This window comes from Sorangium sp. So ce119, assembly GCF_051524405.1.
Lineage (GTDB): Bacteria > Myxococcota_A > Polyangia > Polyangiales > Polyangiaceae > Sorangium > Sorangium cellulosum_G.
Window position 1 is genome coordinate 8,713,389 of the sequence record NZ_CP150310.1, and the last position, 26,138, is coordinate 8,739,526.

The following is a 26,138-nucleotide window of genomic DNA, read 5'->3' on the forward strand; positions in this document are numbered from 1 at the left end:
CACACTGAGAGGCCTTATCAAGCGCGGACAGATCGTCGCGCGTCACCGTAGCTTAGCGCGAAATGCGCCTTGTTTGACTCCAACCCTCGCGTCAGCAGGTAGGCTCGGACGAAAGGGTGAATCCCGCGGGTATTCCAGCTCCCTGGGCTGCGTGGCCGAAGCCCGACACACGAGGTCCGAACAAGGACGCTCACCAACTTCTTGCACGGCTCGCACTCGCGCACGTCGCGCGGGCTCGCAGCGAAGGCCGCTCGCGGCGCTGGCACCACGGTCGAGCGTCTCCGGCGCGTCAGCCGGCCAGCACCTCGCGCGGGCGGCGGGCAATCAGCGCGTGCCCCTCCAGGACCTCGCGAACGAGGCCGTCCGCCCCGGCGTACTTCGCGATGGCCTTGCGGACGTCGACGGCCAGGTCCTCCTCGCGCGACCCCGGCCGGCCGTGCCAGGTGGCCGCAAACGACAGAGCCCGGTCGACGAAGCGCTCCACGGGCGTCTCCCGCTGCTCGAGGACGGAGATGCGCTCGAGATGGCTGAAGGACGAGTCGAGCAACACGGCCTCGTTCTTCGCGGCCTCGCGAATCTGCGGGCGCGCTGGGTCATCGGGCGAGTACTCGTCAATGAGCGCCTGGAACTGCTTGTGCCACGCGTTCGCCGGGACCTCGGGGTAGCTCTCTCCGAACAGCGCCACTGCGCCGCTTTTCTCGAGCAGCGCGTCCAGCGACTTGATGGTCTCGACCCGGTCCATCCAGTGGAAGGCGTGCCCGATGGTCACGAGCTTGAAATGGCCGAGATGCGGCCGGAGCTCATACGAGCTGCCCTGAATGAAGCGGATCGACACGTCCGCTCGGGCGGCGTTCTCCCTGGCCGCCGAGAGCATTTCGGGCGATGGATCGACCGCGGTCACCTGCCCGGCGCGCGGCGCGAAGTCGATCGCGAGGAACCCCGGGCCGGTCCCGAGGTCGAGCACGCTGGCGCCCCGATCGAGCCCGACCAGCTCGGCCACCCGGCGGCTGAGGAGCTTCGGATAGGCAGATCGGCCGGTCGTGTAGTATCGCGAAGCGGTCTTGAAGTGTTCCGGGTAGAAGAGTTTGCGTTCTGACATGGCGATGGCACCTCTCCTGGCCTCAAGGCCAGCGTCGCGCGCGGCAAGCCCGGGCCGCCGACGCTGCTCCTCTGCGAGCACGGGGCCAGCAGCGAGCGCACCTGCAGCGCGGATGCACGGCAACGGCTGAGGCAAGCACAGGCCATCCGCGTGCCGTGGTGGCCACGGCGCAGACATCGAACGGAAACATACGTTTTACGACTCATTTACGGTCCTTGTTCTATGGATCCGTCCTGAAGCCTCGAGCTCCGCGCCGCGAGGTCCTTCAGATCGGCAACCTGCGAGGCCCCATGATCCAGGCTACCAAGGGTATCCGTCCTGTAGACCCCATCCTCGCGAGGTGCGTGCCGTCGCCGTAGATTCGCGACGCGATGCGAGAGCAAGAGCGGCCTGCGGCGAAGGGTGGTTGGGCGCAGCAGCGAGCGGGTAAAGCGGCGGTCGATGCCGATCTCCCCGCCCGCGTGCAGGTCGCCCGCAGGCGCACGGCAGCGAAGCCGCGTGCCGCCGATGCCACTGCCGACCCCGAGTCGTCGACGAGGCGCCGGAGGCCACGCGTCGGCCGAGCGAGCGCCGAAGAGGCGGCACCAGCGCAGCAACGCCGGCGAGCGGCGAGTCCGGCGGCCGGCAAGGGGGCGCCGGTGCCTGCGGCAGCGGACGGCGAGGCCGGGGAGCGATCAGCTGGCGGCCGCGGCCGGCGCCCGAGGCCACGGACTGGCCGCGAGCTGCTGCCGAGCGTCAGTGTTCTCGAGGGTCTGCTTCCAGGACTTGGGAGCGAGCTCGATGAGCCGCTCGGGAGGCCAGGTTCGCAGCAGGATCAACACGTCGCGCAGGTAGGCCCAGGGCTCGATGCCGTTCAGCCCACAGGAGGCAATGAGCGACACGATAGTGGCGTTCCACTCGGCGCCGTCCTTGCTGCCCACGAAGAGCCAGTTCTTCCTGCCGACGGCTTCGCGGCGGAGCTCAAGCTCGCTCCGATTGTTGTCCAGGCGGAGCCGACCATCCTCAAGGAAGCGAGTGAGCGCGGTCCACTGATTGAGCGCGTAGCCGATGGCCCCGGCGATGGGGCTTTTCGGCAGGACGAGCACGTCCTCTGTCTCAAGCCAGGCGCGGAAGGCCACGAGCACGGGCTCGGCATCCGTCCGGCGCTTCTCGGTCCGGCGGCTCGGAGGCAGCTCCTTGGTCGCCTTGTCGATCGCGTAGAGCTTGCGAATGAAGCCGATGGCGACTGTCGCGCGCTCCCGGTCGGAGGTCATCGCTTCGAAGAACTTCCGCCGGCTATGGGCCCAGCAACCGACCTCGGTCACCTGCTCGGTGCGGAAGAGCTGCTCGTAGACGTTGGAGGCGTCGGCCTGGACATAGCCCTTGTAGCCCCGAAGGAACTCCTTGGGGCCATCCTGGTTGTGATGGGGCGTGAACCGGAACAGGACGTGATCTCGGTCCGCCACCAGGACCCAGAAGTGGCCCCGCCGGCACCTTTCCTTTGCTTGCACCAGCACGCCGGTGGCATCGATGGCGATGCAGTGCGCGTTCAGGGCGTCCTTGGCCATCGCCCCGACGAGGATCGCGAGCTTGTCGGCGCACGATTCGACCCAACCGCACAGCGTCGAGCGCGAGAGGTGAAGGCCCCAGCGCTCGAACATCTTCTCCTGCCGGTGAAGCGGCAAGTGATCCGCGTACTTGCTCACCAGCACGTGCGCGAGCAAACCCGGACCGGCGAGACAGCGCGGGATGGGGCTGTCGGGGACGTCGGCGATCGTGATGCCTTGCTCGGGCTCACCTTTGACCGCGAACTTCGGCCTCACGATCTGCAGCCGCACGAAGCTCGCGGGCCGCCACTCCAGCGTCTCCGACACCTCCTCGCCGACGCGGACGAGCGCGGTCGCGCGCTCATCCTGCGCCTCCGGCGGCAACAGCTCGATCCGCTCGACAGGCAGATGCTCGGGCAGGCGTTGCCGCCCGTGCGGGCGGGCCTGGCGCCCCTTGTCCCCGCCGCCGGAAGAGCCGTTCGGCGTGGCGTCATCGCGGCCTTCCGGCGAGCCGGTCGCGCCCGCGTCCGGCTGCGCACCGGCGCCCGCGAGCATCTGTACGATCGCGTCGAACGCGAGCTGCATCTGCCCGGGGTCGACGTGCTCGGCCTTCTGGCCGAAGATGTGCCGGCGAAGCCGCTCCAGCTCGATGCTGGCGAGCTCGTAGAGCTTGCGGTACTCGTCCCGCTCGTGGGCAGCGCGCGCGAGTTTGTCCTTGAGCTCGCGAATCTGCTCTTCGACCGGCTTGCTCACGGGGCGGTAAGTACTCGTGAGCTCCTGCTTTTTGAAGGGGCTTGTTGAGGAAAGTTACAGCGTCTCGCGGGAATGCAACCATGGGTGCTGCCCGCGAGAATGCAGTGCTATCAGGTAGGATCAGGGGGCTGGAGGGGGTGCAGCCTCAGCGAGGCGGACCTCTCGCCGCAGCTTCGAGGGCGCAAGCGCGATGCCCTCCAGGATCTTCGCGAGCTCGGCGGCGTCGATGATGACGCTCGTGCCACCCGGTGTGATTGCGCGCGGGACTCGAAACGTTCCGCGCTCTAGCCTTTTGTAGAGAAGACAGTACCCGCTGCGGTCCCACCACAGGGCCTTGCAGCGGTCAGCTGCCCTGTTGAAAAAGAGAAACAGCGCTCCGGAGAGCGGGTCCTCCCGTAGCACTTCCCGCACGACAGCAGCGAGGCCATCGAACGACCGGCGCAGGTCGAGCGGCTCGGTGGCAACGTAGATCGAGACGCGGCCCGGGATCATCGCATACCCCCGAGCGCTCGAACAACGCGCGCCAATGTCTCCTCGTCGAACGTCGGTGGTACGCGCACGACCGCGCCGTCTGGGAAGACGATCTCCAGCGCCGCGCCCGAAGGGCAGGCCGCAGCGCCCGACGGGGCGACCACCACCGGGAGCAACGTGGGCAGCGTCGCCTTCTCCGAGCGCTGCCGGTAGTCGCTCCGCTTCATGCCCAGTCGGCGGCTCCACGAGTACAGCGTGCCGGCGTTGACCCCCTCCTGCTCCGCGAACACGCGGGCGGAGTGCCCGCTCTTGTGCCAGCGCGCCACGCGGTCGCGCCAGGTGCGTGTGCTCTCGTCCATCGATACCTCCGGCGCCGGTTTCTAAGCGGCGCAGAGGCTCGAAGACAGGATGGGGTCCGCAGAACGCGTACGCTACCAAGGCGACCAAAATAGAGCTGTTTTCGCTGTCGACTCCAGCGATGCGTGCGTTCCACTTGACCTGGCTGGCGTTCTTCGCCTGCTTTTTTGCGTGGTTCGCGGTGGCGCCGCTGATGCCCGTCATCAAGGGCGAATTCACGCTGACCAAGGAGCAGATCGCCAACATCAACATCGCCGCCGTGGGGATCACGGTGGCGGGTCGTCTGGTGATCGGGCCGCTCTGCGACAAGTACGGCCCGCGAGCGACCTATACGTGCTTGCTCGCGTTCGGCGCCGTCCCCGTGCTCGGGATCGCGCTCGCGCAGAGCTACGAGGTCTTCCTGTTCTTCAGGCTGCTGATCGGCATGATCGGCGCGAGCTTCGTCGTCACGCAGTATCACACGTCCGTCATGTTCGCTCCCAACGTGGTCGGCACCGCGAACGCGACCACCGCAGGCTGGGGCAACGCCGGAGGCGGGGTCACGCAGTCGACCATGCCCTGGGTGCTCGCGGCAGTGCTGAGCCTGGGTATCACCTCATCGGTCGGCTGGCGCGTCGTGATGCTGGTGCCGGGCGCGCTCATGCTCGTCGTGGCGGTCCTCTACTGGAAGTATACCCAGGACTGCCCGCAAGGGAACTACAAGGACCTCCGCGCGGCGGGCGTCGAGATCGAGGGCGGGAAAAAGGGTGGCTGGGCGGTCTTCAAGGCGGCGGGGAGCAACTACCGGGCTTGGATGCTGTTCATCACGTACGGCGCCTGCTTCGGGATCGAGCTCTTCGTGCACAACGTGGCCGCCAGTTACTTCGTGGATCGCTTCAAGCTCGATCTCCAGACCGCAGGCATGGCCGCGGGCAGCTTCGGGCTCCTGGCGCTGTTCGCGCGCGCCGTGGGCGGCATGCTCTCCGATCGGCTGGCACATCGGAAGGGCCTGGACGCCCGCACGACCCTCCTGTTCGCGCTGATGATCGGCGAGGGGATCGGCCTGCTCTGGTTCTCCAAGATGCAGACGCCGGGGATGGCGGTGCTCGCGATGATCTGCTTCGGGCTCTTCACGCACATGGCTTGCGGCGCCACCTACGCGCTCGTGCCCTTCATCGATCGCAAGGCTCTCGGCGGCGTCGCAGGTATCGTGGGCGCGGGCGGCAATGTGGGCGCGGTCGCGGCGGGCTTTCTGCTGAAGGCGGTCGGCGACACCCAGGACTGCTTCGCGGTGCTGGGTTTCGCCGCGCTCGCCTCGTCGGTGTGCGCGATCCTGGTGCGCTTCACGGCCGCCCACAAGGCCAACGAACAGGCCCGCTACGACAAAGCCCTCGCCGAGCGCCTCGCCCGGAGCGGCGCCGTGGTCGGCGGCACCGCGGTCAGCGTCGCGCGCGCGAGCTGAACCCGCTCGATGTGAACGCCGCGGGCTGAAGCGCCGAGAATTCAGCGCCGAACAATGGGTTGAAAGGCCAGCAGCCCCCCGCGCCGCCCCGCTCACCCCCCCGCGAGCAGCCGCGCGATCTCCCCGCGCTGCCGCCGCGCCGCGCGCGCCAGCGAGAGCTGCCCCGCGGCCCGGTGCAGGTTGTGCGCGACCCGCGTCGGGAATCGCGCCGGATCCCAGCCGAAGTACCGGTCCTCGAACGCGTCCCGGCAGAAGCGCGCCGCGAGCTCCAGCGCGATCCGCTCCACCGCGTCCGCGAGCGCCTCGCGCTCCTCCGCGCTGAACGGCCGCACCTCGCGGTAGCCGGCCACCGCGGCGGCGAAGACCTCGAGGTCGAAGCGCGCCTCGGTCGCGTCCTCCCCGGCCGGGTTGCACCACGACCGCCACGCGTCGCCGAGCTCCACGTCGAGCGACTGCATCGCCAGCGTGTCGAGGTCGAGCAGGCAGATCCCCTCCCCCGCCTCCGAGAAGCGCAGGTTCGAGATCTTGAGATCGCCGTGGCAGTGCCGCGCCGGCAGGTCGAGCCGCCCCTGCCACGTGCGGAACGCGTCGAGGATCGCGTCCGCCAGCCGCCGCCCCTCGCCCCCGGTGGCCGCGCCGTCCAGCCGCTCCATGTGCAGCGCCGTGTCGTGCGCGCCGGCGCGGACGTGGCGGTACGCGTGCTCGAGATCGTCCACCGCCCGGTGGAAGCGGGCGGCGAGGGCGCCCGCGGCGCGGGCGAGCGCGGGCGAGCCGACCCGGTGGTGCGTGCGGCCAGGGACGAAGTCCATCGCCCGCCACACCGCGCCCGCGCCGTCCCGCGCGAAGAGCGCGCCGTCGTCCGCGCGCAGCAGGCGCGGCGTCGGCACGCCGCGGCTCGCCAGGTGCGCGGTCACCGCCTCGATGTCGTCGTGGACCGCCGGGGCGAAGATCGGGCTCACCCGCTGGACCACATACCGCGGCGGCTCGCCGGCCACGCCGGCCACCCAGGTCCCGTTGATGAGCCCCTCGTCCTCGCAGCGGCGCACCGAGAGGCCGCGCAGCGGCGCCCAACCATCCGGGATCATCGGGGCGGGAGGCTACCTGCGCTCCGCCCCGGGCCGCAAGGAAAGCGCCTTCGCCCCCGCCGCGGCCCGCCGGCGCACCATCCACTGCGACCCGAGCCAGGCGACGACGCCGGCGCCGAGCCCCAGCCACGCCGCCACCCCGGGGACGCCGACCCGCTCGACCAGCACCGCGCCCCCGAGCGACGTGGCGCACAGGCCGACCGTGAGCGAGAGGTTGTCGATCGCCGAGAGCCGCCCGACGAAGCGGTCCGGCGAGAGCCGCTGGATCTCCGCGCTCGACAGCACCCAGTTCGCGCCGCTGCCGAGGCCCCACACGAGCGCGATCCCGAGCAGCGCCGCCCAGTGCCGGGTCACCGCGAACGCCGCGATCGACGCGAACGTCAGCCAGGCGGCCCCGGTCGCGGCGAGCTCGCCCCGGAGGCCGCGGCGCACGAGCGCGACGCCGAGCAGCGGGCCGACCCCCGTCCCCGCGCCCCGGACGCACTGGAGCACCCCGAGCGTGAGCGCGCCCGTGCCCGCGAAGGCGAGCTGCGTCGCGACCACGTTGAGCAGCAGCAGCGCCCCGCCGTTCGCGAGGTGGACCGGCGTCTTCGCGAGCACGGCGTCGAGCAGCGGCGGCCGCTCCCAGGCGTGCTTCCAGGCGAGCACCATGTCGCCGCGCACCGACGCGAGCGCGGCGACCGCGCCGCCCTCCGCGGGCCGCCCCTCGGCGACCATCCGCGGCAGACCCCAGAGGAACACCACCGACAGCCCGAACGACGCCGCGTCCAGCGCGAGCGCCGCCGCCGGGCCGAGCGCCGCGATCAGGCCGCCGAACGCCATGCCGACCGCGAACATGACGCTCCACGTCGCCGACGCGATCGCGTTCGCCTCGAGCAGCTCGTCCTCCTCGACCACGTGCCGCAGCACCGCGCTCTGGGCCGGCAGCCGCAGCGCGCCCACCGACGCGCGCGCGAACACGAGCACCTGCACCGCGGGCACGCTGCCGAGGACCGCGGCGACGAGCATCGCCACCGTGAGCGCGCCCTGCGCCGCGCTCGTCGCGATCAGCAGCCACCTTCGATCGAGCCGGTCCGCCAGCACGCCCGCCACCGGCGCGAACAGCGCGTTCGGCAGGTGGTGCCCCACCATGACGAGCGCGAGCGCCACGACCCCGCCCCCCTCGCCGCCCAGCGCGAGCAGGCTCACGGCGACGAAGCTCATCCAGTCGCCGAGCAGCGAGACGATCTCGCTCAGCCAGACGCGACGGAAATGGGGGCGGCGACGGAGCAAGCCCGGACGGGGCTCCGGCCGACGATCGCCGGCCGGCGTCGAGGGGACATGCACGTGGAGGTCTCCTTGACTGGACGGGCGCTACCCGGGCAGCGCGGCCGTGGCCGTCCGCCATGCGCCCCGCGCTGGTTCGCCCGCATCCAGATCAAGCGCGGCCGAACGTCGCCCGGCCGACAACGTAGCGGACAGATCGTGCCTGCCGCTGTTCATCCAGGGCACACCGTGGTAATCGCGCTCTGCTTCATGCGGATCTGCGCCATCATTCCCGCCTACCAGGCGGAGCGCAACGTGGGGGACGTCACACGCGAGGCGCTGCGGGTCGACGGGCTGGCCGGCGCGGTCTTCGTCGTGGACGACGGGTCGAGCGACAGGACGGCCGAGCTGGCGCGCGCGGCCGGCGCCACGGTGCTGAGCCACCCGGAGAACCTCGGCAAGGGCGCCGCCCTGCGCACCGGGATGGAGTTCGCCCTCGCCTCGGGCTTCGACGTGGCGATCACGGTGGACGCGGACGGCCAGCACCCGCCGGAGGAAGCGCGGCGCCTCGTCGAGGCCGACGCCGACCCCGAGGCGCTCGTGCTCGGCATCCGGGATCTCGCCTCGGCCGGCGCGCCGCGCGCGAACCAGATCTCGAACCGCATCTCGAACTTCTTCCTCTCGCTCTTCGCCGGCCGCCCCTTCGCCGACACGCAGTGCGGCCTGCGCCGCTACCCGCTCCGTCAGACGCTCTCGCTCGGCGCGCGCGACGAGGGGTACGCCTTCGAGGCGGAGATCCTCCTGCGCGCCGTCGCCGCCGGCGTCCGCATCGTCGAGGTGCCGATCCGGGTCATCTACCCGCCCGAGGACGAGCGGCTCACGCACTTCGACAGCGTGCGCGATCCGGCGCGGATCGTGCGCCGGGTGGTGACGACCCTCGCGCTCACGCGCGGGCTCCGCCACGTGCCCGCCGCCCCGACGCCGGCTCCGGCCGCGCGCCGCCCCGCCGCGGCGAGCGCGATCGTCGCGGAGATCGACCCCCGCCCGTCGCAGCCGACGACGGCGTCGCCCTGATGTGAAGCGCGCCGCCCGCCACCGGCGCAAGCTCATCGCGGCCGCCGCGCTCCTCGCCGCGCCGGTCCTCGCGCACCTCGGCATCGCCGCCGCCACGCGGATCGATCCGCCGCCGATCGGCGCCGCCTCCGGCGAGCCCACGGCCGGACCCTTGGGCCTGCGCGTGCTCGGCCCCGCCTACGCGCGCCGCCGCGGCCGGATCCTCGAGGCGCGCCTCGCCGGATCGCCGGAGGAGATCGGCCACCAGCACGGCCGGCTCTTCTACCCGGAGATGGTCAAGAACGAGGGCACCCTCTACGAGCAGTTCCAGCGCTACGTGCCCGTCGCCCCGCTGCGGTGGCTCATCATGGACGTCTCGCGCCTCCAGTTCCGCGGCGTCGACGAGGGCATGGCCGGGGGCGCGCGCCGCGAGATCGCCGCGCAGGCCCGCGCCTTCTCGCCCGACCCGTTCGACGGCGTCCTCCCCACGTACCACCGCTTCGTCTTCCTCCAGTCGCTCTACGACATCGCGCTCTCGTTCGAGCACTCCCCGCTCATCGGCTGCACGAGCTTCGCGCTCACCGGGACGGCGTCGGCCGGCGGGCACGCGGTGCTCGCCCGCAATTTCGACTTCGAGGCCGGGCCCGTCTTCGACGAGGGCAAGGCGGTGTTCCTCGTCCACGAGCAGGGCAAGATCCCGTACGCCTCGGTGGCCTGGCCCGGGCTCGTCGGCGCGGTCACCGGGATGAACGCCGCGGGCCTCGCGCTCGTCGTCCACGGGGGGCGGGCCGGCGAGCCGCGCGCGGCCGGCGAGCCGGTCGTCCACACGATGCGCGAGGTGCTCGGCCGCGCCGACGGCGTCGACGAGGCGCTCGCGATCCTCGAGACGCGCGCGCCGATGGTCTCCCACCTCGTGATGCTCGTCGACGCGGCGGGCGACGTCGCGATCGCCGAGCGGGCGCCCGGCGCGCCGCTCCACGCGCGCCGCGGCCGCGGCAAGGTGCCGCTCACCAACCACTTCGAGGGGCCGCTCGCCGGCGACCCGCGCAACCGGCGCGTCGAGGCCGAGACCTCGACCCACGCGCGGCGCCGCCGCCTCGACGAGCGGCTCGCGGCCCTGCCCGAGGGCGCCGCGATCGAGGCGGCCGTCGACGTCCTGCGCGACCGGCGCGGGCCCGGCGGCGCGCCGCTGCCGCTCGGCGATCGGCGCGCGATCGACGCGCTCATCGCGACCCACGCCGTCGTCATGGACGCCACCGCGCGCGTGCTCTGGGTGAGCGAGGGCCCCCACCTCGCCGGCCGCTTCCTGCGCTTCGACCTCGCGCGGCTGCTCGATCCGGCCTTCGACCCCGCCCGCGACACCGCCGAGCCAGAGGCCTTGCCCGAGGACCCGCTGCTCACGAGCGGCGACTACGCCGCCTGGGAGCGCGCCGGCGCGCCCCACCCCGGCGGCGAGCAGGGAAGCGACGCGGTCGATCCGTCCTCTTCGGATGGCAAGCGCGGCCGTGACACTCCTTAAATAAACAAACAAATAAATTAACCGCGCGGAACCGCGAGCGCAGCCGCAGGCGCCGATCCAGCCGGCCCGGCGCGCAGCCGTTTCGCCCCGGGTTCACTGCCGGCGCTCGCCCACGCCCGTACATCGGCGGTAGGACACCTCTCGTCCGGGGCGCCCTTACCGCGAGATTGCCTAGCGAGAACTTCCGTCCGAGAATGCGATCCGGGGCGCAAGGGTCGGCGCATCGGAGCGGCGACCGGGTCGACCGGACCATGACGGACATCAACCTGATCAACACCACCCTCGATCAACGGTACCTCATCCTCGGGCTGCTCGGAGAGGGCGGGATGGGGGCAGTCTACGAGGCACGGCACCTCGGGACCGGTCGTCGCGTCGCCGTCAAGGTGATCACGAGCAAGCTCGCGCAGGACGAGGCGGTCATGGCGCGCTTCGAGCGCGAGGCCAGGGCGGCGGGCGCCATCGACAGCGAGCACATCGCCAGCGTGCTCGATAGCGGGAGGGACCGGGCGACCGGCTTGCCCTTCCTCGTGATGGAGCTGCTCTCGGGCGAGGACGTCGACCAGCTCCTCCGGCGACTCGGTCCCCTGCCGCCGGAGCTCGCGCTCTGCATCGTGGCCCAGGCGTGCATGGGCCTGATCCGGGCGCACGACGCGCGCGTCCTCCACCGCGACATCAAGCCGGCCAACCTGTTCCTCGCCCGGCGCGACGGGGGGGAGCTCACGGTCAAGCTGCTCGACTTCGGCGTCGCCAAGATCCAGGCGGACGACAGCTTCGAGAAGCACCAGGAGCTCACGGCCACGAGCAACCTGATCGGCTCGCCCATCTACATGTCGCCGGAGCAGGCGCGCAACATGAAGGACGTCGACGGCCGGACCGACCTCTGGTCGCTCGGCATCGTCCTCTTCAAGATGCTCGCCGGGCGCACCCCCTACCGGAACTCCCGCGGGCTCGGCGAGCTGATCGTCGCCATCTGCTCGGTGCCGGCGCCGCCCATCCAGAGCCTGGCGCCGTGGGTGCCCTACGAGGTCGGCGAGATCGTGCACCGCGCGCTCCAGATCGACAGGAACCTGCGCTTCCAGTCCGCGGCGGAGATGCTCGACGCGGTCCGGACGCTGCTGCCGTACGGCGCCTCGATCCGCGAGGACATGCTGCAGCCGCTGCCCGACTCGCTGCAGGCCGACGTCCCGCCGCCGTCGCGGGCGAACCCCGAGGCCCCGACGCGGCGCCCGCCGACGCCCGCGGGCACGGCCGTGAACTGGCCCGAGCCCAGCGACCACGCGACGCGGCGGCCGCCGACGCCCGTGGCCACGCCCCGGAGCTGGCAGGACTACGGCGACCCCGGGTCGCGGCGGCCGCCGACGCCCGTGGCCACGCCCCGGAGCTGGCAGGAGCGCAGCATGCAGTACTCGCAGAGCGGCGCCCCGGTCCGCACGTCGGAGCCGAGGATCGACGGCCCGCCGCCGTCGATGACGGGCGCCGGCACCTCGGCGCCGTTCCAGCGGACGATCATCGTGGCGGGCGATCCGACCCACGCCGCGCCGCGCCCCCGCAGCAAGGCGGCCCCGCTCGTGGCGGCGGCGGCGCTCGTCGCCGCGACAGGCGCCGGCGTGGGCGCGTGGCTCGTGCAGAAGACAACGTCGGCCGCGCCCTCCTCGGTGCCCGGCGCGGCCCCGGCCGCCCCGCAGGCGGCCCCGGTCGGCGCCGCGCCCGGCGCGACGTCCGCGCCCGGCGCGGAGGAGCCGGCCGTGCAGATCGATCCGGAGCGGCTCGGGAGCTTCAACCCGCTGCCGGCGCTCATCACCTCGTCGAACAACCCGCTCACGGACGAGAAGGTCAGCCTCGGCCGGATGCTCTTCTACGACAACCGGCTCTCGAAGAACCACGACCTCTCGTGCAACTCGTGCCACCCGCTCGACCGCTACGGGGCGGACGGCGCCAAGGTGTCGATCGGGCACGCCCACCAGAGCGGCCGGCGCAACACGCCGAGCGTCTACAACTCCGCGGGGTTCTTCTCGCTGATGTGGGACGGGCGCTTCGACAGCGTCGAGGATCAGGCCAACGGGCCGATGATGAACCCGAGCGAGATGGCGATGACGCCGGTGCGGCTCGAGGCGACGCTGCGCTCGATCCCCGAGTACGTGAAGGCGTTCGGCCGCGCGTTCCCGAACGACCCGTGGCCGGTGACCACCACCAACACAGCGAAGGCGCTCGGCGCGTTCGAGCGCAAGCTGTTCACGCGCGGGCGGTGGGACCTGTTCCTGGAGGGGGATCCGGACGCCCTGACCAACGCCGAGAAGGAGGGCTTCAACGCCTTCGTCGAGGTCGGCTGTGTGACGTGTCACTTCGGCCCGCACGTGGGGGCGACGATGTTCCAGAAGCTCGGCCTGGTGAGGTCGTGGCCCGACACGATGGACCGCGGCGTCTTCGAGATCACGAAGAAGCAGGCCGACTTCATGGTCTTCCGGGTGCCGACGCTCCGCAACGTGGCCATGACGGCGCCGTACTTCCACGACGGGTCGGTCTCGTCGCTGCCGGAGGCGGTGCGGCTCATGGCGAAGCACCAGCTCGGCAAGGACATCACCCACGCGCAGGTCGATCAGATCGTGGTCTGGCTCAAGTCCCTGACGGGCGAGCTCCCGAAGGAGTACATCGCGAAGCCGGAGCTCCCCGAGAGCGGGCCCAACACGCCGAAGCCCGTGGCGGACTGAGCGCGGCCGGCCGGCTGCGCTCCCGCGCCTGCCGCGCCTGGCAAATCTGCCAGGTGTGAAGCAAAGCGCGGCCCGCCCGTCTGGGGTAATGAGGACGAGGATGCAGCGACGATCTTTCCTGATGGGCCTGGCGGCGTGCGGCGGCGCGCTCTCCGTCGCCGGCCGCGCCCGCGCCGACGCGGTGGGCGACGCGCTGGCCGAGATCACGCGGGCGCGCGCGTCGGTGAAGACGCTCGTCGCGCCGTTCACGCAGGAGCGGAGCATCGGCCTGCTCGCGACGGCGGTGAAGAGCGACGGGGAGATGACGCTGGTCCTGCCGGACCGCCTCCGCTGGGAGCTGAAGCCGCCGGACGCGATCACCTACTGGATCACGCCCGAGGGGTTCGGCTTCGCGACGCCGAAGGGCGCGGCGGGCGCGGGGCGGGGCGCGGCGGGGCGCTTCGGCGCGGTGCTGTCGGACCTCCTGGTGCTGCTCGGCGGCGACCTCGAGAAGCTGAGGGCGCGCTACGAGCTGTCGATCCCGAGCCGCGAGGGCGGGATCACGCTGGCCGCGCGCCCGCGGGTCGAGGAGGTCGCGAAGCACGTGCGCAGCCTCGAGATGACCTCGGGGCCGGAGCTCTGGTCGGTGCGGCGGGTCGTGATCGAGGAGAAGAACGGCGACCGGAGCGTCATCGCGTTCGGCAAGGTGGCGCGGGACGTGGCGGTCGATCCGGCGCGGATGAGGGCGCCGAAGCAGGGCTGAGCGGCCCGCCGGCGAGGGAGGCGCGCGAGACGGCCGGGGCGCGCGGCGCCTGTCGCGGAGACGCGTCGGCGCGTGTTCGGGGAGGCGAGGGCGCGTGTCCCGGGGGCGCGACGCTGGTTCCCCTCGCCGCGATCTCGACTATGACGCCGGGCATGCGACGCCTCCTGCTCCCCCTCCCCGCCCTGACGCTCGCCGCTGCCTGCTCCGGCGCTCCGCCGGAGCCCGCTCAGCCGCCGGCTCCACTGCGCGCGCGCGACGATCGCCCGCCCGCGGCCGCGCCGTCCGCCGCCGGGACCGCCGGCGCGGCGCCCCCGGCCGCGGAGCCCGGCGCGCACGCCGCCGAGCCCGGGACGACGGGCGGGGTGAGCGCCGCCGCCGAGGAGCAGGCATGCCCGGCCGACATGAAGCTCGTCGACGGCGAGTACTGCACCGAGGTCGAGCATAGCTGTCTCAAGAGCTGGTACGACAAGTCGAACAAGAAGACCGTCTGCGAGGAGTTCGCGCCCACCCCTGGGCGCTGCACCGGCGAGAAGGTGAAGAAGCGGTATTGCGTCGACACGTACGAGTGGCCGAACAAGAAGGGGGAGCGGCCCGAGGTGATGAATCGGTTCCACCAGGCGCAGGTCAAGTGCGCCGCCGTGGGCAAGCGCCTCTGCACCGAGTCGGAGTGGACGCTCGCCTGCGAGGGCCCCGAGATCAAGCCGTTCCCTTACGGGTACTCGCGCGACGCGACGAAGTGCAACGGCGATCACCTCTGGGACGACCCCGACATGAAGAAGGTGGCGAAGCGCGATCCGGCCGAGCTGGCCCGCCTCTGGAAGGGGGTGCGGAGCGGGTCGCAGGCGCAGTGCATCAGCGATTACGGGGTCGCCGACATGCCCGCGAACACCGATGAGGTGGTGGCGAGCGAGACGAGCGGCGGCTGGCGCGGCAAGTTCGACAGCGTCCACACGGGCGGCCCCTGGTACAAGGGCGTGCGCAACCAGTGCCGCCCGAAGATCTACACGCACGACGAGGGGTTTTATTATTACTTCCTGAGCTTCCGCTGCTGCGCCGAGCCCGACGGCAAGACCACCGACCCGCGGACGCCGCGCCAGATCCAGGAGGGCTGGAGCATGGACCGGGTCGAGCGGCTCGCGCAGTTCACGGTCGAGCAGATGCGCGGGAAGCTCGAGCTGAAGCAGCAGGGCAAGTGCGAGTGCCGGGCGACGGACATCCTGTGCAAGACGATGTGCGGGACGCTGCTCGGGCCGGGCGCGGTGGACGCGACGCCGGGGGGCGGCGCGCCGGCGGCGGCGACGAGCGGCGAGAAGCGGTGAGGGGCGCGGTCGGGCTTCCGCGGTCGTGAGTCCATCAGGGAACCAGGGACGAGCTCGCGCTCGTCTGCTGGTTCCCCGACCAGCGCTGGTGGGGGCGAGCGCTGCGCCGCATCGATCACCGTGCGCCCGTGCGCCGTGCGCCGTGCTTCTTTGATATACAGTCCAGGTCAGAACCGAGGCACGGATGGGCGGCGATTCGGATCACATGGAACTCGTTGCGGAAAACCAGCGCCTGAGGCAGCGCATCCAGGAGCTGGAGCAGGCCGAGGAGGAGCGGGATCGGCTCCGGGAGGCGCTGCGCCGGAGCGAGGAGCATGTGCGCCTCTTCATCACCTACACGCCGGCCACGTTCGCCATGTTCGATCGCGACATGCGCTACGTCATGGCCAGTCAGCGCTACGGGGCGGATTTCGGCCTGGATGCTCGAGAGCTCATCGGCCGGAACCATTACGAGGTGTTCCCCGACGTCCCCGAGCACTGGAAGGCGGTCCACCAGCGCTGCCTCGCAGGGGCCTCGGAAGGGAACGATGAGGAGCCCTTCCCGCGGGCTGACGGGTCCGTCGAGTGGGGGAGCTGGAAGATCTTCCCGTGGTACACGCCGAACGGCGAGATCGGAGGGATCATGCTGTTCGCGGAGGTGATCACCGAGCGAAAGCGGCTCGAGGACACGCTCCGGTCGCAGGCGAAGACGCTCCTGGAGCTGTCGGCGCCCATCGTGCCCCTCAGCCAGGACGTCCTCGTGCTGCCGCTGGTGGGCGCGCTGGACGCTTCGCGGGCGCAGCAGATGATGGAGAACCTGCTGGCCAAGGTGGTCGAGCGGCAGGCGCGGGTGGCGATCGTCGACGTGACGGGCGTGCCGCACATCGACACGACCTCCGCGAGCGCGCTCCTCCAGGTGGCGAGGGCGGTGCGGCTGCTCGGGGCGCGGGTCGTGCTGACAGGGATCCGGCCCGAGGTGGCGCAGGCGATCGTGGGGCTGGATATCGACATGGCGGGAATCGTGACGCGCCGGGATCTGCAGAGCGGGATCGCATTCGCGACCACGGTGAACCTGGGCGGCGCGGCCTGAGGGACGCGGGACGCGGGGCGGGGGCTTATACGTCGAGGTCTTTCCACCTCTTCGACCGCTGCGTGAAGATCAGCATCCCCACCAGCGACGCGACCCCTATCGCCGCGAACGCGTACCAGATCTCGTAGGGGCGATACGTCTCCCAGAGCAGCTGCGTGGCCTCGACCGCGTCGATGTTCAGGACCTCCTGCAGCTTCCTGAACGCCTCCTGCCGCGAGACCCCGACCGCCTCGGGGAGCGAGGACACGTCGCCGTTCCACCCCTTCCCATGCTCGGTCTTCTCGGCGAGGTACCGGAGGGCCAGCGTGGCCTTCTCGCCCCGGGTGCCGTACAGGATCCCCGCGAGCTGCGCCCCGAGGGCAGGGCCGATCGCCGCCGGGATGTTGATGTACCCGAGGTACAACGCCTTCTTCCCCGGGGGCGCGATGAGCGCGAAATACTCGCTCTTCTTGGGGCCGGTCAGCATCTCTCCGATGGAAAAGAAGAGGATTCCGAGGAAGAGCACGTAAAGTGAGTTCGTCGTCCCGGAGACGATGATCCCGCCGATCGCCACGAGGATGCCCAGCGACATCGCCGAGAGCACCTTCATCCGCGCCACCAGGTACGAGAACGGCACGAGGAAGAGGACGATGCACACCGCGTTCAGGTTGAGCACGTTCTCCTGCTTGAGCTGGACCCCGCGCGCGTCGCCCGCGTTGAGCCAGGAGGCCGGGAGCCACGGGTTGTTCTGCACGAACGAGGTGCTGCTGATCCAGTCCGTGTAGAAGTTCGGCATCAGATCCCAGAGCTGGTACATCATCAGCCAGAACCCCGAGAGCAGCAGGATCACGGTGATGAGCCGCGCGTCCCAGATGTTCTTGATCGTGTCCCTGAAGACCTTCCACGCATCCGAGGTCTTGTCGGCGCCGGAGTCGACCTCCTTGTACGTGAACAGCATCAGGAAATTCAGCGAGATGATCGCGGCGCAGCCGTAAAACACCCACGGCCAGCCCTTGCCGTGGAGATAGCCGGCCAGCGGCGGGCCGACCGCCGCGCCCACGTTCACGAGCCAGTAGAAGAGACCCCAGCCCACCGAGGAGTTGGACTTGTCCATCGACTGGGCCAGCGTGCCCTGGATCCCCGGCTTGAAGAGCGCCGTCCCCGTCGCCAGGACCACCACGCCGAGCAGGAAGCCGGTGAAGCTCCGCTGCGTCGCCATCAGCAGATAACCGATGATCTTGAGCCAGACGGTGATGAAGATGGTGGGCTTGTAGCCGTATCGATCGGCGTAGCCGCCCGTGATCATCGGCAGCAGCGACTGGATGAGGGCCCAGACCATGTAGATGGTGCCCTTGTCCTGCTGGCTGAAATGCAGGCCCCCTGGCTCGTCGGCCTGCGCGATGTAGATGGGCATCACGACCCGCACGCCGTAATAGGCAAGTCGTTCCCACATCTCCATGGTGCAGCCCATCCAGAAGGAGCGCGGAAGGCTCCTGATGGTCTGAGCAAAGGAGAGCTTCGGCGGCCCCTCGACAGCGGGCTCGCTCACGGCTGCGTTCGTCATTTCATGCTCCTCGCGCGCCCGCGCCCCCGGGCGAGCCTCCGTACCACACCGAGTGCGGGGCACATATCAGGATCATGAGCGCAGCTCACCGCAGGCCGTCGCGGGCACACGAAGATCGCGCGCCTGGAGCGCCGCGAGCGAGCTCCCGCCGCCCCGCGCGCCTGGACAACCACGCAAGATCACGCGGAGCGGTGCCCCGGATCACGGGGTTCCGCGCCTGCCGGCCGTCGCCGCGCGAGCGGACATGCAAGGCGAGGAGATCGGCGAGCTCATGGGTGGAGCGGCGCCGGACAGAGAGCCGTGGACAGAGGAGGATCCGAATGGCACCTAGAGTCCATGGACAACCGAAGCTCAGATCGCCGGTGGGCCCGGCTCGGGGTGGCTCAGGTGCTCCTGGTCGGCTCGGGCGCGCTGGCCTCGTGCTCGCCCAAGCGCGCGGAGATCACGCCGCAGCCAGCGCCCACCGACAAGATCCTCACCGGCGCCGACGCGCTGGGCGACTGGACCACGGACGCGCCGGGCGTGAAGCGCAAGATCACCGTCGCCGAGCTCCCCGCGCCCAACGAGGATGAGTCGGTCGTCAACAGGCCGAGCAAGGCAGATCGTCAACCGGGGATGTTCCCCAAAGTCCCATCGGGGTTCACCGTCACCGAGCTCGCCACGGGCCTGGAGGAGCCCCGAGTCGTGCAGGTGGCGCCGAACGGGGACGTGTTCGTGGCCGAGAGCGAGGGGGACCGGGTGCAGGTGCTCCGGGACACGGACGGCGATGGCAAGGCAGACCTCCGCAGCATCTACGCCGAGGATCTCAAGAAACCGTTCGGCATCGCCTTCTATCCGGCCAACACCGATGCGCCGACGCACATCTACGTGGCGAACACCGACAGCGTGGTGCGGTTCCCTTACAAGACGGGCGACACCAAGGCCAGCGGCCCGGCCGAGGCGCTGGTCACCAACATCCCCTCGGGCAAGGAGGCGGTGGGCGGCGGCGGCCACTGGACCCGCGATATCGTCTTCAGCAAGGACAGCCAGCGGATGTTCGTGTCCGTGGGCTCCCGCTCCAACGTCGACGACGACGAGTCCGAGGACCGCCGCGCCTGCATTCTCGCCTTCACGCCCGACGGCAAGAACGAGACGCTCCATGCGTCCGGCATCCGCAATCCGGTCGGCCTCGCCATCGAGCCGGCGACCGGCGCGCTCTGGACCAGCGTGAACGAGCGCGACGAGCTGGGCGACAACCTGGTCCCCGATTACGTGACGCGCGTGCAAGAGGGCGGCTTCTACGGCTGGCCCTGGTACTACCTCGGCCCGAACCAGGATCCGCGCCACGAGGGCAAGCACCCCGAGCTGAGGGACAAGGTGATCGTGCCGGACGTGCTGATCCAGTCGCACTCGGCGTCCCTGGACCTCTGCTTCTACACGGGCCAGCAGTTCCCGGCCGACTACCAGGGCCACATCTTCGCCGCGGAGCACGGCTCGTGGAACCGCTCGCGGCGCACCGGATACAAGGTGATCCGCATCCCGGTCAAGGACGGCAAGGCGGCAGGCTACTACGAGGACTTCATGACCGGCTTCGTCACGAGCACCGGCGACGTGTGGGGTCGTCCGGTCGGCGTCGCCGTGGCCAAGGACGGCGCGCTGCTGGTGACCGACGACCAGAGCAACACCGTGTGGCGCGTGGCCTACGGCAAGTGAGATTCCTCCGGCCCGCGCTGATCTGCGCCCGGGACCGGCTCATCGCTTCACCGTGAGCACCGGCACGAGCGGCGCGACGACCGTCGCCAGGCCGGCCTCCACCAGGCTCTCGACGACGGGCTCGATCGGCTTGTACGCGTCCGGGTGCTCCTCGAGCAGCAGCGCCGGGTCGTCGCACACGACGCGGCCGCCGAGCTCCGTGCGGGCGAGCTCGCGCCGACGGTACCTGGCCGCGATCTTCTCGCGCGCCTCGCCGCGCCCCATCTTGCGCCCCGCGCCGTGCGCGACCGAGCGCAGCCCCGCCTCCGCGTCGCGCGAGCGCATCACCCACGACGGCGTCCCGCGCGAGCCGAGCACGATCGTGAGATCGTCGCCCCGGGCGGGCGCGGCCCCCTTCCTGTGCACCCACGCCGGCTCGCCGCCCACCGCCTCGCGCGCGACGTCGTTGTGGGTGATATCGAACCCGCCCGCGATCTTCGACGCCCGCGTGGCGCCGAGCGCGCGCAGCATCCGGTAGGCGAGCAGGAGCCGGTTCGCCTGCGCGAAGCGGCACGCGCCCGCCAGCTCGCCGAGGTACGGCTCGGCCGCGTCCCCCTCGAGCACCGCGCCGCCCCAGCGCTCCCCGAGCGCGCCGCCGAGCCCGCGCGATCCCGAGTGCGCGAGGACCACGAGATCCCCGGCGGAGAGGCCGACCGCCGCCGACGACGCCGGGTCCCGCAGGGCGCCGACGCGGGCGATCTCGACGAAGTGGTTCCCCCCGCCCACAGAGCCGAGCGCGGCCTCGTACCCCGCGCGGTACGGCGCGGGGTCGCCGCTCGGGCGCAGGCCGTCCTCCGGCTCCGCCGCCGCGAGCCGCGCCAGCGCCTCGGGCGCGCCGTCGACCTCCGCGAGGCCGCGCGCGCCGCGGCGCCAGACCCGATCGAACACCTCCGCCGGGTCGCAGCCGGCGAGCGGGTCGTCCTCCATCGCCTCCCCGGCGCGCCGCTCGAGGACGTCCGGCGCCATGCGGCCGATCGACGTCGCGACGAGCCGCACGCCGCAGCCGGCGTCGCCGCCGATGAGCTGCGGGACGACGCGGTCCGCGAACGCGAACGCCGCGCCGACAGGGATACCCCGGCCCGCGTGCAGGTCCGGCATGCCCACGGCGCGGACGCAGCCGGGGAGCGCGGCGACGCGCGCGAACTGCTGGACGGCGTTGCCCTCGAGCCAGACGTCGTCGCGGGCGATGACGCGGGCGTGGGCGGGAAGAACGACGCTGTCGGCGGGCGATTTCATGAACGAGGGTCTCCGTGGCCCGTGGCGCGGGCGAACGCCGAGGAGACTTGCGGATCCCGTGCCAGCGCGCGCTCGGCGCCCTTCGCCGGCAGAACGGCTCGACCTCGCCGCGATGTGGTGCATGGCGCACCATCGTGAATGGTGCATGACGCACCAGTGATGGTGTACGGTGCACCAGTGAATCGCCTCCTGCCGACCTGGTTCGACGCCGGCGCGCCCGGGCCGGCGCCCGCGCACCCGTGAAACGCCTCCTGCTGACCTGGTCGGACGCGGGCACGCTCGGGCCGGCGCCCGCGCACCAGGGCCGCCGGCCCGAGGGCGACCGGGGGCCCGTGCTGCGGCTGCTCGACCAGGAGGAGAGCCGCTACGACGCGATCGTGGTCCTCACCATCCCGGCGGGCGAGGCCCCGTCGCGGGCGCTCGTCGAGCGGGCGCGGGGGCGCGCGCCGCGCGTCGAGCTCCGCGTGGTCGACGTCGACGACCCGTCGGACTACGCGAAGCTCTTCCGCGCGCTCGGGCCGCTCTCGGCGAAGCTCAAGCGCGCGTTCCCCCCGGCGGCCTGGGCGACCGACGTGCTGCTCTCGGCCGGCACGCCGCAGGCGCAGACGCTCTGGGTCATCCTGGTGCAGGCGGGGCTCCTGCCGGCGCGCATGCTCCAGGTGATCCCGGCGGCGTTCGTGCCGCGGCCGCACCCGCGCGCCGTGCGCGAGGTCCGGCTCGACATCGAGGGGTTCCCCGAGATCCGCGCGCTGCGCGAGGAGGTCGTGCGCCTGCGGGCCGAGGCGCGCACCCGCGACGCGGTGCTCGTGGGCGAGAGCGAGCCGATGCGCTTCCTCCGCGCCCGGATCGCCCGGGTCGCCGCGACCGACGTGCCCGTGCTGATCCTCGGCGAGACGGGGACCGGCAAGGAGCTCGCGGCCAGGGCGATCCACGAGCAGAGCCCGCGCGGCGGGGGGCCGTTCATCGCGGAGAACTGCGGCGTCTTCGCCGAGGGCGTGCTCGCGAGCGAGCTGTTCGGCCACGAGGCGGGCGCCTTCACCGGGGCCGCGGGGCGGCGGCGCGGGGTCTTCGAGCAGGCGCACGGCGGCACGCTGTTCCTCGACGAGATCGGCGAGCTGTCGCCGCGGGTGCAGGCGTCGCTCCTGCGCGTGCTCCAGGACGGGACGCTGCGCCGGGTCGGCGGCGAGGCGACGATCGAGCTCGACGTGCGCGTCCTCGCGGCCACGCACCGCGATCTCGCGGCCATGGTCGAGCGCGGGGAGTTCCGCGAGGACCTGTACTACCGGCTCCGTGGCGCGGTCATCGAGGTCCCGCCGCTCCGCGCGCGGGGCGGCGACATCGAGAGCCTCATGCAGGCGTTCCTCGACGAGGTGCGGGCGCGGCGCAAGGGGCGCGGGCTCAAGGTGACCCGCGAGGCGCTGAGGCGCCTTTGCAGCCACCCGTGGCCGGGCAACGTGCGCGAGCTGCACGCCGAGGTGCTCCGGTGGGGGGTGTTCTGCGATCACACGGTCGACGTGGGCGACCTCGCGCCGGAGATCACGGCGGCGGCGGGCTCGGCGGGCTCGGCGGGCGTCGGCGCGGGCGGGGCCGCGCGGCCGGCGGAGCCGGGGGCCGGCGGCGACGAGGTCGCGCCGCTCGCGGACGCGGTGGCGTCGGCCGAGCGCGCGGCGATCGGGCGCGCGCTCCGGGTGCACCGGGGCAACATCTCCCGCGCGGCGCGCGCGCTCGCCATCGACCGGAACACGCTCAAGCGCAAGATGGCCGCGTATGGCCTCCGCGGCGACGAGGCGGCCTGACGTCTCCACGTCGTCGTGCGGGCGCCCGTCCGGCCGGGCGCCTCCCGCACCAGAGCAGCGTGTCTTCACCGGGCCAAGCGGGCCGCCCTTACCTGGGCGTAACTGGGCGAAAACCGTTCGAGAACACCTTCGTCGCGCCAGGATTACACGAGCTGAGCCGTTCGAGAGCACGGCGTCAATCTGTCGACCTCCGTATCCTTCTAACCACCTGACGCGATGGCGGGTTGACGCCGACTGAACACCGCGCCGGTGATAACAGCCATGTTCAGCGGAGAAATTGAACAGGGAGGCGGGGAGACGGGGAGTATTTTGAAGATTTTCCTCCCCGCCTCCCCGCCTCCCTGTGAATTTCTCCGAAGAATTTGAGGGGATTCCTCAGCTACCCGACCGGTGAGGGCGCTCCCGGCGCCCGCGACCCCGAGGGTCGGACGGCGCCGGCGACGCCCGGGGGCCGGCGAGTTGGACTCTTGCGGTGTGGTGGACAGGGGCCGGGTGCGCGCCGATCCTGACGAACCGTGGAAGCCGGGCAGCGACGACGACCGCTACCGCTCGCCGCCTGCACCAGCGACCACGTCCATGGCCCGGATGTCAATGAACGCCGAAGCCAGGTCGTCCTCGTGGCGGATCCCATACGGCTGCCATCGAGTCCCTGATCCAGGCACGGCTTGAGGAGATTGATGATGCGTTGGAACCACATCGCGACGTGTGTGCTGCTATGTTCTTCGCTCGCGGCCTGCATCGGACCCGTGCAGGGCGGGAGCGACGGCGGCGGTGACGGCGGCGCCGGAGGTCAGGGCGACTGCGACGATGACGGGGATGGCGGCGGCGGCGGCGACGCGCCCGACCCGAGCGACACGGACCACGACGGCGACGGGCAGGACGACGACATCGACAACTGTCCCGACGACCCGAACCACGGCCAGAGCGACGTCGACGGGGACGGGCTCGGCGACGCGTGCGACGGCGACATGGACGGCGATGCGGTCCGGAACGAGGACGACAACTGCCCGCAGACCGCGAACGTGGACCAGCTCGACACGGATGGAGACGGGAGCGGCGACGCCTGCGACGACGACCTCGACGACGACGGCGCGCCCAACGCAGCCGACAACTGCGTCGCGGTCCGCAACGCCGACCAGGCGAACTTCGACGAGGACCCGTACGGCGACGCCTGCGACGACGATGACGACGGCGACGGCGTCGTGGATGCGTCGGACAGCTGCGCGTGGGTCCCCAACGCGGACCAGGCCAACACCGATGGAGACGAGAGGGGCGACGCCTGCGACGACGACGTCGACGGCGACGGGGTGTCCAACACGCTGGACAGCTGTCCCCACGCGGCGAACGCGGATCAGGCGGACTTCGACGGCGATACGCTCGGGGACGCGTGCGACGAGGACGACGACGGCGACGGCGTGGCCGACCTGGAGGACAACTGCCCCTTCGACGTGAACCCGGATCAGCTCGACGTCGACGGCAACCGGATCGGCGACGCGTGCGATCTGGACATCGACGAGCGCGGCGGGGCGTGCCTGGCCGTCGGGGTCGTCGATCCCGACTACAACAACAGCTGGCCGAACCCTGGCAGCGGTCCGAGCCCCGAGACCATCGACACGGCGGTCTTCACCCCGTACTACACCGAGCGCGGCTCGTGGGCGTCGATGCCGATCATGAGCATCCACGCGGAGTACCGGCTCAGCGACGGCGGCGCGTGGGACGGCGGCGCCGGGAGCACGTCCCTGGGTAGGATGAGCCTCGGCTGGATCACGGTCGAGGGGTCGACGGTCCGCTATCACATGGTGCCGGAGAGCTTCCTCATCATCGAGAAGACCGACTACAACGGCGGCGACCACTCCGCCCACTTCCGCTTCGAGACGCTGGGGCCGCTGGTGATCGTCGCCGAGCGCGGGTCGACGGTGGGCACGCTCGAGACGGAGGCGCTCCTCATGATGGACCGGCCCGCGAACTACCGCGATGGCCGCTTCAACTACCTCTCCGCCCCGCTCTGCTCGGCCGTGCCGCTCACCCTGACCTACCAGCTCAGCGGGGCGACGTTCGAGGAGACCGCGCCGTCGGGCTCCTTCGAGTTCTACCCGACGGCGACCTTCGACCTCACCGCCCACCGGCCCTGAGGCGCTGCCGCGCCCGGCGCTGGCCCGATCACGGGCGCTCGTGCGGCGTCCGTGGTCCGCCAGCCGATCGGTGGCGCTGCGCGCCTCGCTGGAGATGGCACTCCGCGCCCACGCGAACGAGGGCCGTTTTCGCGGTCAACACGCCGCTGTCATAGCGCAGCATTTCCCGGCCGTGGCGAACGACGACGAACGGGCGAAACTCCTCGCCGAGCCCGTTCGATACCGCCTGCAGCACCGAGAGCATCACTTCAGGCGAGCCGTCGCCGTCGAGATCGGCGGACGTCACGTCCACGAAGCTCGATCCCCACGGATTGAACGCGGAGACCTCCACCGGGAGGCGCAGGGCCGTGCCGTTCGTGGTGAGGGTCACCGCCGTCTCGCCCCGATCATCACGGCACAGGCACGGGCGCCCGCCGCCGGGGCCGGTCCCGCAATAGGCGTCCGTGCAGCCATTTTCCTCGGCCGCGACGAGCTTCCATGGCGTGACCGGGCACGTCGCGCGGGGTCGCGCCGGCTTCCAAGGCACGTAGCGCGGGTGATAATTATGAACCGGCGCATTCACTCGATCATGAGATGAGGTCAGCTTCATGAAAGTATACGTTTTCAAATCGTTGCCGCCGTTTCTCTGGGGTTACACGCGCGACCTTCGTGCGATGTGGGCGCTGGAAGAGTGCGGGATCGCCTACGAGGCCGTCGGGCTCGATTGCGGACCAAACGGCCTTCAGGATGACGTCGAGTTCGGAATGGTGTCGCCGTTCAAACAAGTTCCGACGATCGACGACGACGGGTATATTTTGACGGAGTCGGGCGCGATCCTGCTTTATCTCGCGGAAAAATCCGGGAAATTGATCCCTTCTGATCTGAAGGGGCGCGCGCAGGTCTATCGCTGGACGATCACGTCACTGAACAACATCGAGCCTTTTTCGCTGCCGATTCTATTTGCCGATCTTCAAGGCGACTCAAACCCCCATTTACAGGCCTTGCGCCCTTGGCATGTCGGGATACTCGATCGCTTCTTGCCGAAGATCGACCAGATGCTGCAGGATCAGCCGTTCATCACGGGGGCTGACTTCACGGTTGCCGACATCATTCTCACGTGCGTGCTGCGCGAGCTTCGCAAGACGGAGATCCTCGCCAGGTATCCGAACGTCGAGAACCACCGCCGTCGCTGCGAAGAGCGGCCCGCGTTCGTGAAAGTCCTGAACGCCTACGAAGACCGCCTCGGCATTCCGCGCGGAAGCGCGCGCTAGGCGACCCGCCGACGCCAACGCTCTCCGCGCGCTGCTCGGCGCTCCGAGGACGCCACGAGCGGC

General features: G+C 71.1%; 20 protein-coding genes. 11 read left to right on the forward strand and 9 right to left on the reverse strand.

The features are described 5' to 3' along the window. Positions 1–289: 289 nt before the first annotated feature. The 4 genes from WME76_RS32925 to tnpA all read right to left on the reverse strand — a co-directional run bounded on the left by WME76_RS32925 (position 290) and on the right by tnpA (position 4,208). Positions 290–1,180 (reverse strand): class I SAM-dependent methyltransferase, encoded by an 891-nt coding sequence (locus WME76_RS32925; protein WP_437956199.1) that lies wholly within the window; start codon positions 1,178–1,180, stop codon positions 290–292. Positions 1,181–1,773: 593 nt separating this feature from the next. Then, positions 1,774–3,378, reverse strand: a complete 1,605-nt coding sequence (gene tnpC, locus WME76_RS32930; RefSeq protein ID WP_437954795.1) for an IS66 family transposase — start codon at positions 3,376–3,378, stop codon at positions 1,774–1,776. A 120-nt stretch (positions 3,379–3,498) separates the two neighbouring features. Further along, entirely contained in the window at positions 3,499–3,870 is a 372-nt protein-coding gene (gene tnpB / locus WME76_RS32935; protein ID WP_437954794.1) for an IS66 family insertion sequence element accessory protein TnpB, read from the reverse strand. Beyond that, positions 3,867–4,208: an IS66 family insertion sequence element accessory protein TnpA gene (gene tnpA, locus WME76_RS32940; protein WP_437954793.1), complete on the reverse strand. Its 342-nt coding sequence runs from the start codon at positions 4,206–4,208 to the stop codon at positions 3,867–3,869. Before tnpA ends, tnpB begins: the two co-directional genes overlap by 4 nt. Positions 4,209–4,327: 119 nt before the next feature. Here tnpA and WME76_RS32945 point away from each other — a divergent pair, with 119 nt between their 5' ends. Then, positions 4,328–5,647 carry an MFS transporter gene (locus tag WME76_RS32945; RefSeq protein WP_437962181.1) on the forward strand — a complete coding sequence of 440 codons (1,320 nt, stop codon included), beginning with the start codon at positions 4,328–4,330 and terminating at the stop codon, positions 5,645–5,647. A gap of 92 nt (positions 5,648–5,739) precedes the next feature. Here WME76_RS32945 and WME76_RS32950 read toward each other — a convergent pair whose 3' ends face one another. Further along, positions 5,740–6,732, reverse strand: coding sequence for a phosphotransferase enzyme family protein (locus WME76_RS32950; protein WP_437956200.1), 993 nt, complete (start codon positions 6,730–6,732; stop codon positions 5,740–5,742). A 12-nt stretch (positions 6,733–6,744) separates the two neighbouring features. Further along, positions 6,745–8,058 carry an MFS transporter gene (locus tag WME76_RS32955; RefSeq protein WP_437956201.1) on the reverse strand — a complete coding sequence of 438 codons (1,314 nt, stop codon included), beginning with the start codon at positions 8,056–8,058 and terminating at the stop codon, positions 6,745–6,747. Between the two features lie 168 nt (positions 8,059–8,226). On the opposite strand from WME76_RS32955, the gene WME76_RS32960 reads away from it, so the two are divergent. The 6 genes from WME76_RS32960 to WME76_RS32985 all read left to right on the forward strand — a co-directional run bounded on the left by WME76_RS32960 (position 8,227) and on the right by WME76_RS32985 (position 16,387). Beyond that, on the forward strand, positions 8,227–9,051 hold the full coding sequence (locus tag WME76_RS32960) for a glycosyltransferase family 2 protein (RefSeq protein ID WP_437956202.1): 825 nt from the start codon (positions 8,227–8,229) through the stop codon (positions 9,049–9,051). 1 nt (position 9,052) lies between these two features. Further along, positions 9,053–10,549, forward strand: a complete 1,497-nt coding sequence (locus tag WME76_RS32965; RefSeq protein WP_437956203.1) for a C45 family autoproteolytic acyltransferase/hydolase — start codon at positions 9,053–9,055, stop codon at positions 10,547–10,549. Positions 10,550–10,800: 251 nt separating this feature from the next. After that, entirely contained in the window at positions 10,801–13,257 is a 2,457-nt protein-coding gene (locus WME76_RS32970) for a cytochrome c peroxidase (protein WP_437956204.1), read from the forward strand. Positions 13,258–13,357: 100 nt separating this feature from the next. Further along, positions 13,358–13,999, forward strand: a complete 642-nt coding sequence (locus WME76_RS32975) for a LolA family protein (protein ID WP_437956205.1) — start codon at positions 13,358–13,360, stop codon at positions 13,997–13,999. 152 nt (positions 14,000–14,151) lie between these two features. After that, entirely contained in the window at positions 14,152–15,318 is a 1,167-nt protein-coding gene (locus WME76_RS32980; RefSeq protein WP_437956206.1) for an SUMF1/EgtB/PvdO family nonheme iron enzyme, read from the forward strand. Positions 15,319–15,523: 205 nt separating this feature from the next. Then, positions 15,524–16,387, forward strand: a complete 864-nt coding sequence (locus WME76_RS32985; protein WP_437956207.1) for an STAS domain-containing protein — start codon at positions 15,524–15,526, stop codon at positions 16,385–16,387. A 25-nt stretch (positions 16,388–16,412) separates the two neighbouring features. On the opposite strand, the gene WME76_RS32990 is transcribed toward WME76_RS32985, so the two are convergent. Then, positions 16,413–17,930 (reverse strand): MFS transporter, encoded by a 1,518-nt coding sequence (locus tag WME76_RS32990; protein WP_437956208.1) that lies wholly within the window; start codon positions 17,928–17,930, stop codon positions 16,413–16,415. Positions 17,931–18,266: 336 nt separating this feature from the next. On the opposite strand from WME76_RS32990, the gene WME76_RS32995 reads away from it, so the two are divergent. Further along, positions 18,267–19,622, forward strand: a complete 1,356-nt coding sequence (locus WME76_RS32995) for a PQQ-dependent sugar dehydrogenase (RefSeq protein WP_437956209.1) — start codon at positions 18,267–18,269, stop codon at positions 19,620–19,622. Between the two features lie 39 nt (positions 19,623–19,661). On the opposite strand, the gene WME76_RS33000 is transcribed toward WME76_RS32995, so the two are convergent. After that, positions 19,662–20,897 (reverse strand): RtcB family protein, encoded by a 1,236-nt coding sequence (locus tag WME76_RS33000; RefSeq protein ID WP_437956210.1) that lies wholly within the window; start codon positions 20,895–20,897, stop codon positions 19,662–19,664. Positions 20,898–21,136: 239 nt separating this feature from the next. Between WME76_RS33000 and WME76_RS33005 the strand changes: the two genes are divergently transcribed. Both WME76_RS33005 and WME76_RS33010 read left to right on the forward strand, forming a co-directional pair. Further along, entirely contained in the window at positions 21,137–22,693 is a 1,557-nt protein-coding gene (locus tag WME76_RS33005) for a sigma-54 interaction domain-containing protein (RefSeq protein ID WP_437956211.1), read from the forward strand. Positions 22,694–23,370: 677 nt separating this feature from the next. After that, complete coding sequence (locus tag WME76_RS33010) at positions 23,371–24,825, forward strand: thrombospondin type 3 repeat-containing protein (RefSeq protein ID WP_437956212.1); 1,455 nt, start codon at positions 23,371–23,373, stop codon at positions 24,823–24,825. Between the two features lie 28 nt (positions 24,826–24,853). Here WME76_RS33010 and WME76_RS33015 read toward each other — a convergent pair whose 3' ends face one another. Beyond that, positions 24,854–25,414 (reverse strand): hypothetical protein, encoded by a 561-nt coding sequence (locus tag WME76_RS33015; RefSeq protein WP_437956213.1) that lies wholly within the window; start codon positions 25,412–25,414, stop codon positions 24,854–24,856. Here WME76_RS33015 and WME76_RS33020 point away from each other — a divergent pair. Further along, a complete protein-coding gene (locus tag WME76_RS33020; protein WP_437956214.1) occupies positions 25,413–26,075 on the forward strand; it encodes a glutathione S-transferase family protein in 663 nt (220 codons plus the stop codon). The two genes, WME76_RS33015 and WME76_RS33020, sit on opposite strands and share 2 nt — an antisense overlap. Positions 26,076–26,138: the final 63 nt, after the last annotated feature.

Coding starts and splice junctions, on each gene's coding strand:
- tnpB (WP_437954794.1), bottom strand. CDS start 3,870: ATGATCCCGGGCCGCGTCTCGATCTACGTTGCCACCGAGCCGCTCGAC.
- tnpA (WP_437954793.1), bottom strand. CDS start 4,208: ATGGACGAGAGCACACGCACCTGGCGCGACCGCGTGGCGCGCTGGCAC.
- WME76_RS32945 (WP_437962181.1), top strand. CDS start 4,328: ATGCGTGCGTTCCACTTGACCTGGCTGGCGTTCTTCGCCTGCTTTTTT.
- WME76_RS32950 (WP_437956200.1), bottom strand. CDS start 6,732: ATGATCCCGGATGGTTGGGCGCCGCTGCGCGGCCTCTCGGTGCGCCGC.
- WME76_RS32970 (WP_437956204.1), top strand. CDS start 10,801: ATGACGGACATCAACCTGATCAACACCACCCTCGATCAACGGTACCTC.
- WME76_RS32975 (WP_437956205.1), top strand. CDS start 13,358: ATGCAGCGACGATCTTTCCTGATGGGCCTGGCGGCGTGCGGCGGCGCG.
- WME76_RS32980 (WP_437956206.1), top strand. CDS start 14,152: ATGCGACGCCTCCTGCTCCCCCTCCCCGCCCTGACGCTCGCCGCTGCC.
- WME76_RS32985 (WP_437956207.1), top strand. CDS start 15,524: ATGGAACTCGTTGCGGAAAACCAGCGCCTGAGGCAGCGCATCCAGGAG.
- WME76_RS32990 (WP_437956208.1), bottom strand. CDS start 17,930: ATGACGAACGCAGCCGTGAGCGAGCCCGCTGTCGAGGGGCCGCCGAAG.
- WME76_RS32995 (WP_437956209.1), top strand. CDS start 18,267: ATGGACAACCGAAGCTCAGATCGCCGGTGGGCCCGGCTCGGGGTGGCT.
- WME76_RS33000 (WP_437956210.1), bottom strand. CDS start 20,897: ATGAAATCGCCCGCCGACAGCGTCGTTCTTCCCGCCCACGCCCGCGTC.
- WME76_RS33010 (WP_437956212.1), top strand. CDS start 23,371: ATGATGCGTTGGAACCACATCGCGACGTGTGTGCTGCTATGTTCTTCG.
- WME76_RS33020 (WP_437956214.1), top strand. CDS start 25,413: ATGAAAGTATACGTTTTCAAATCGTTGCCGCCGTTTCTCTGGGGTTAC.
- WME76_RS33015 (WP_437956213.1), bottom strand. CDS start 25,414: ATGAAGCTGACCTCATCTCATGATCGAGTGAATGCGCCGGTTCATAAT.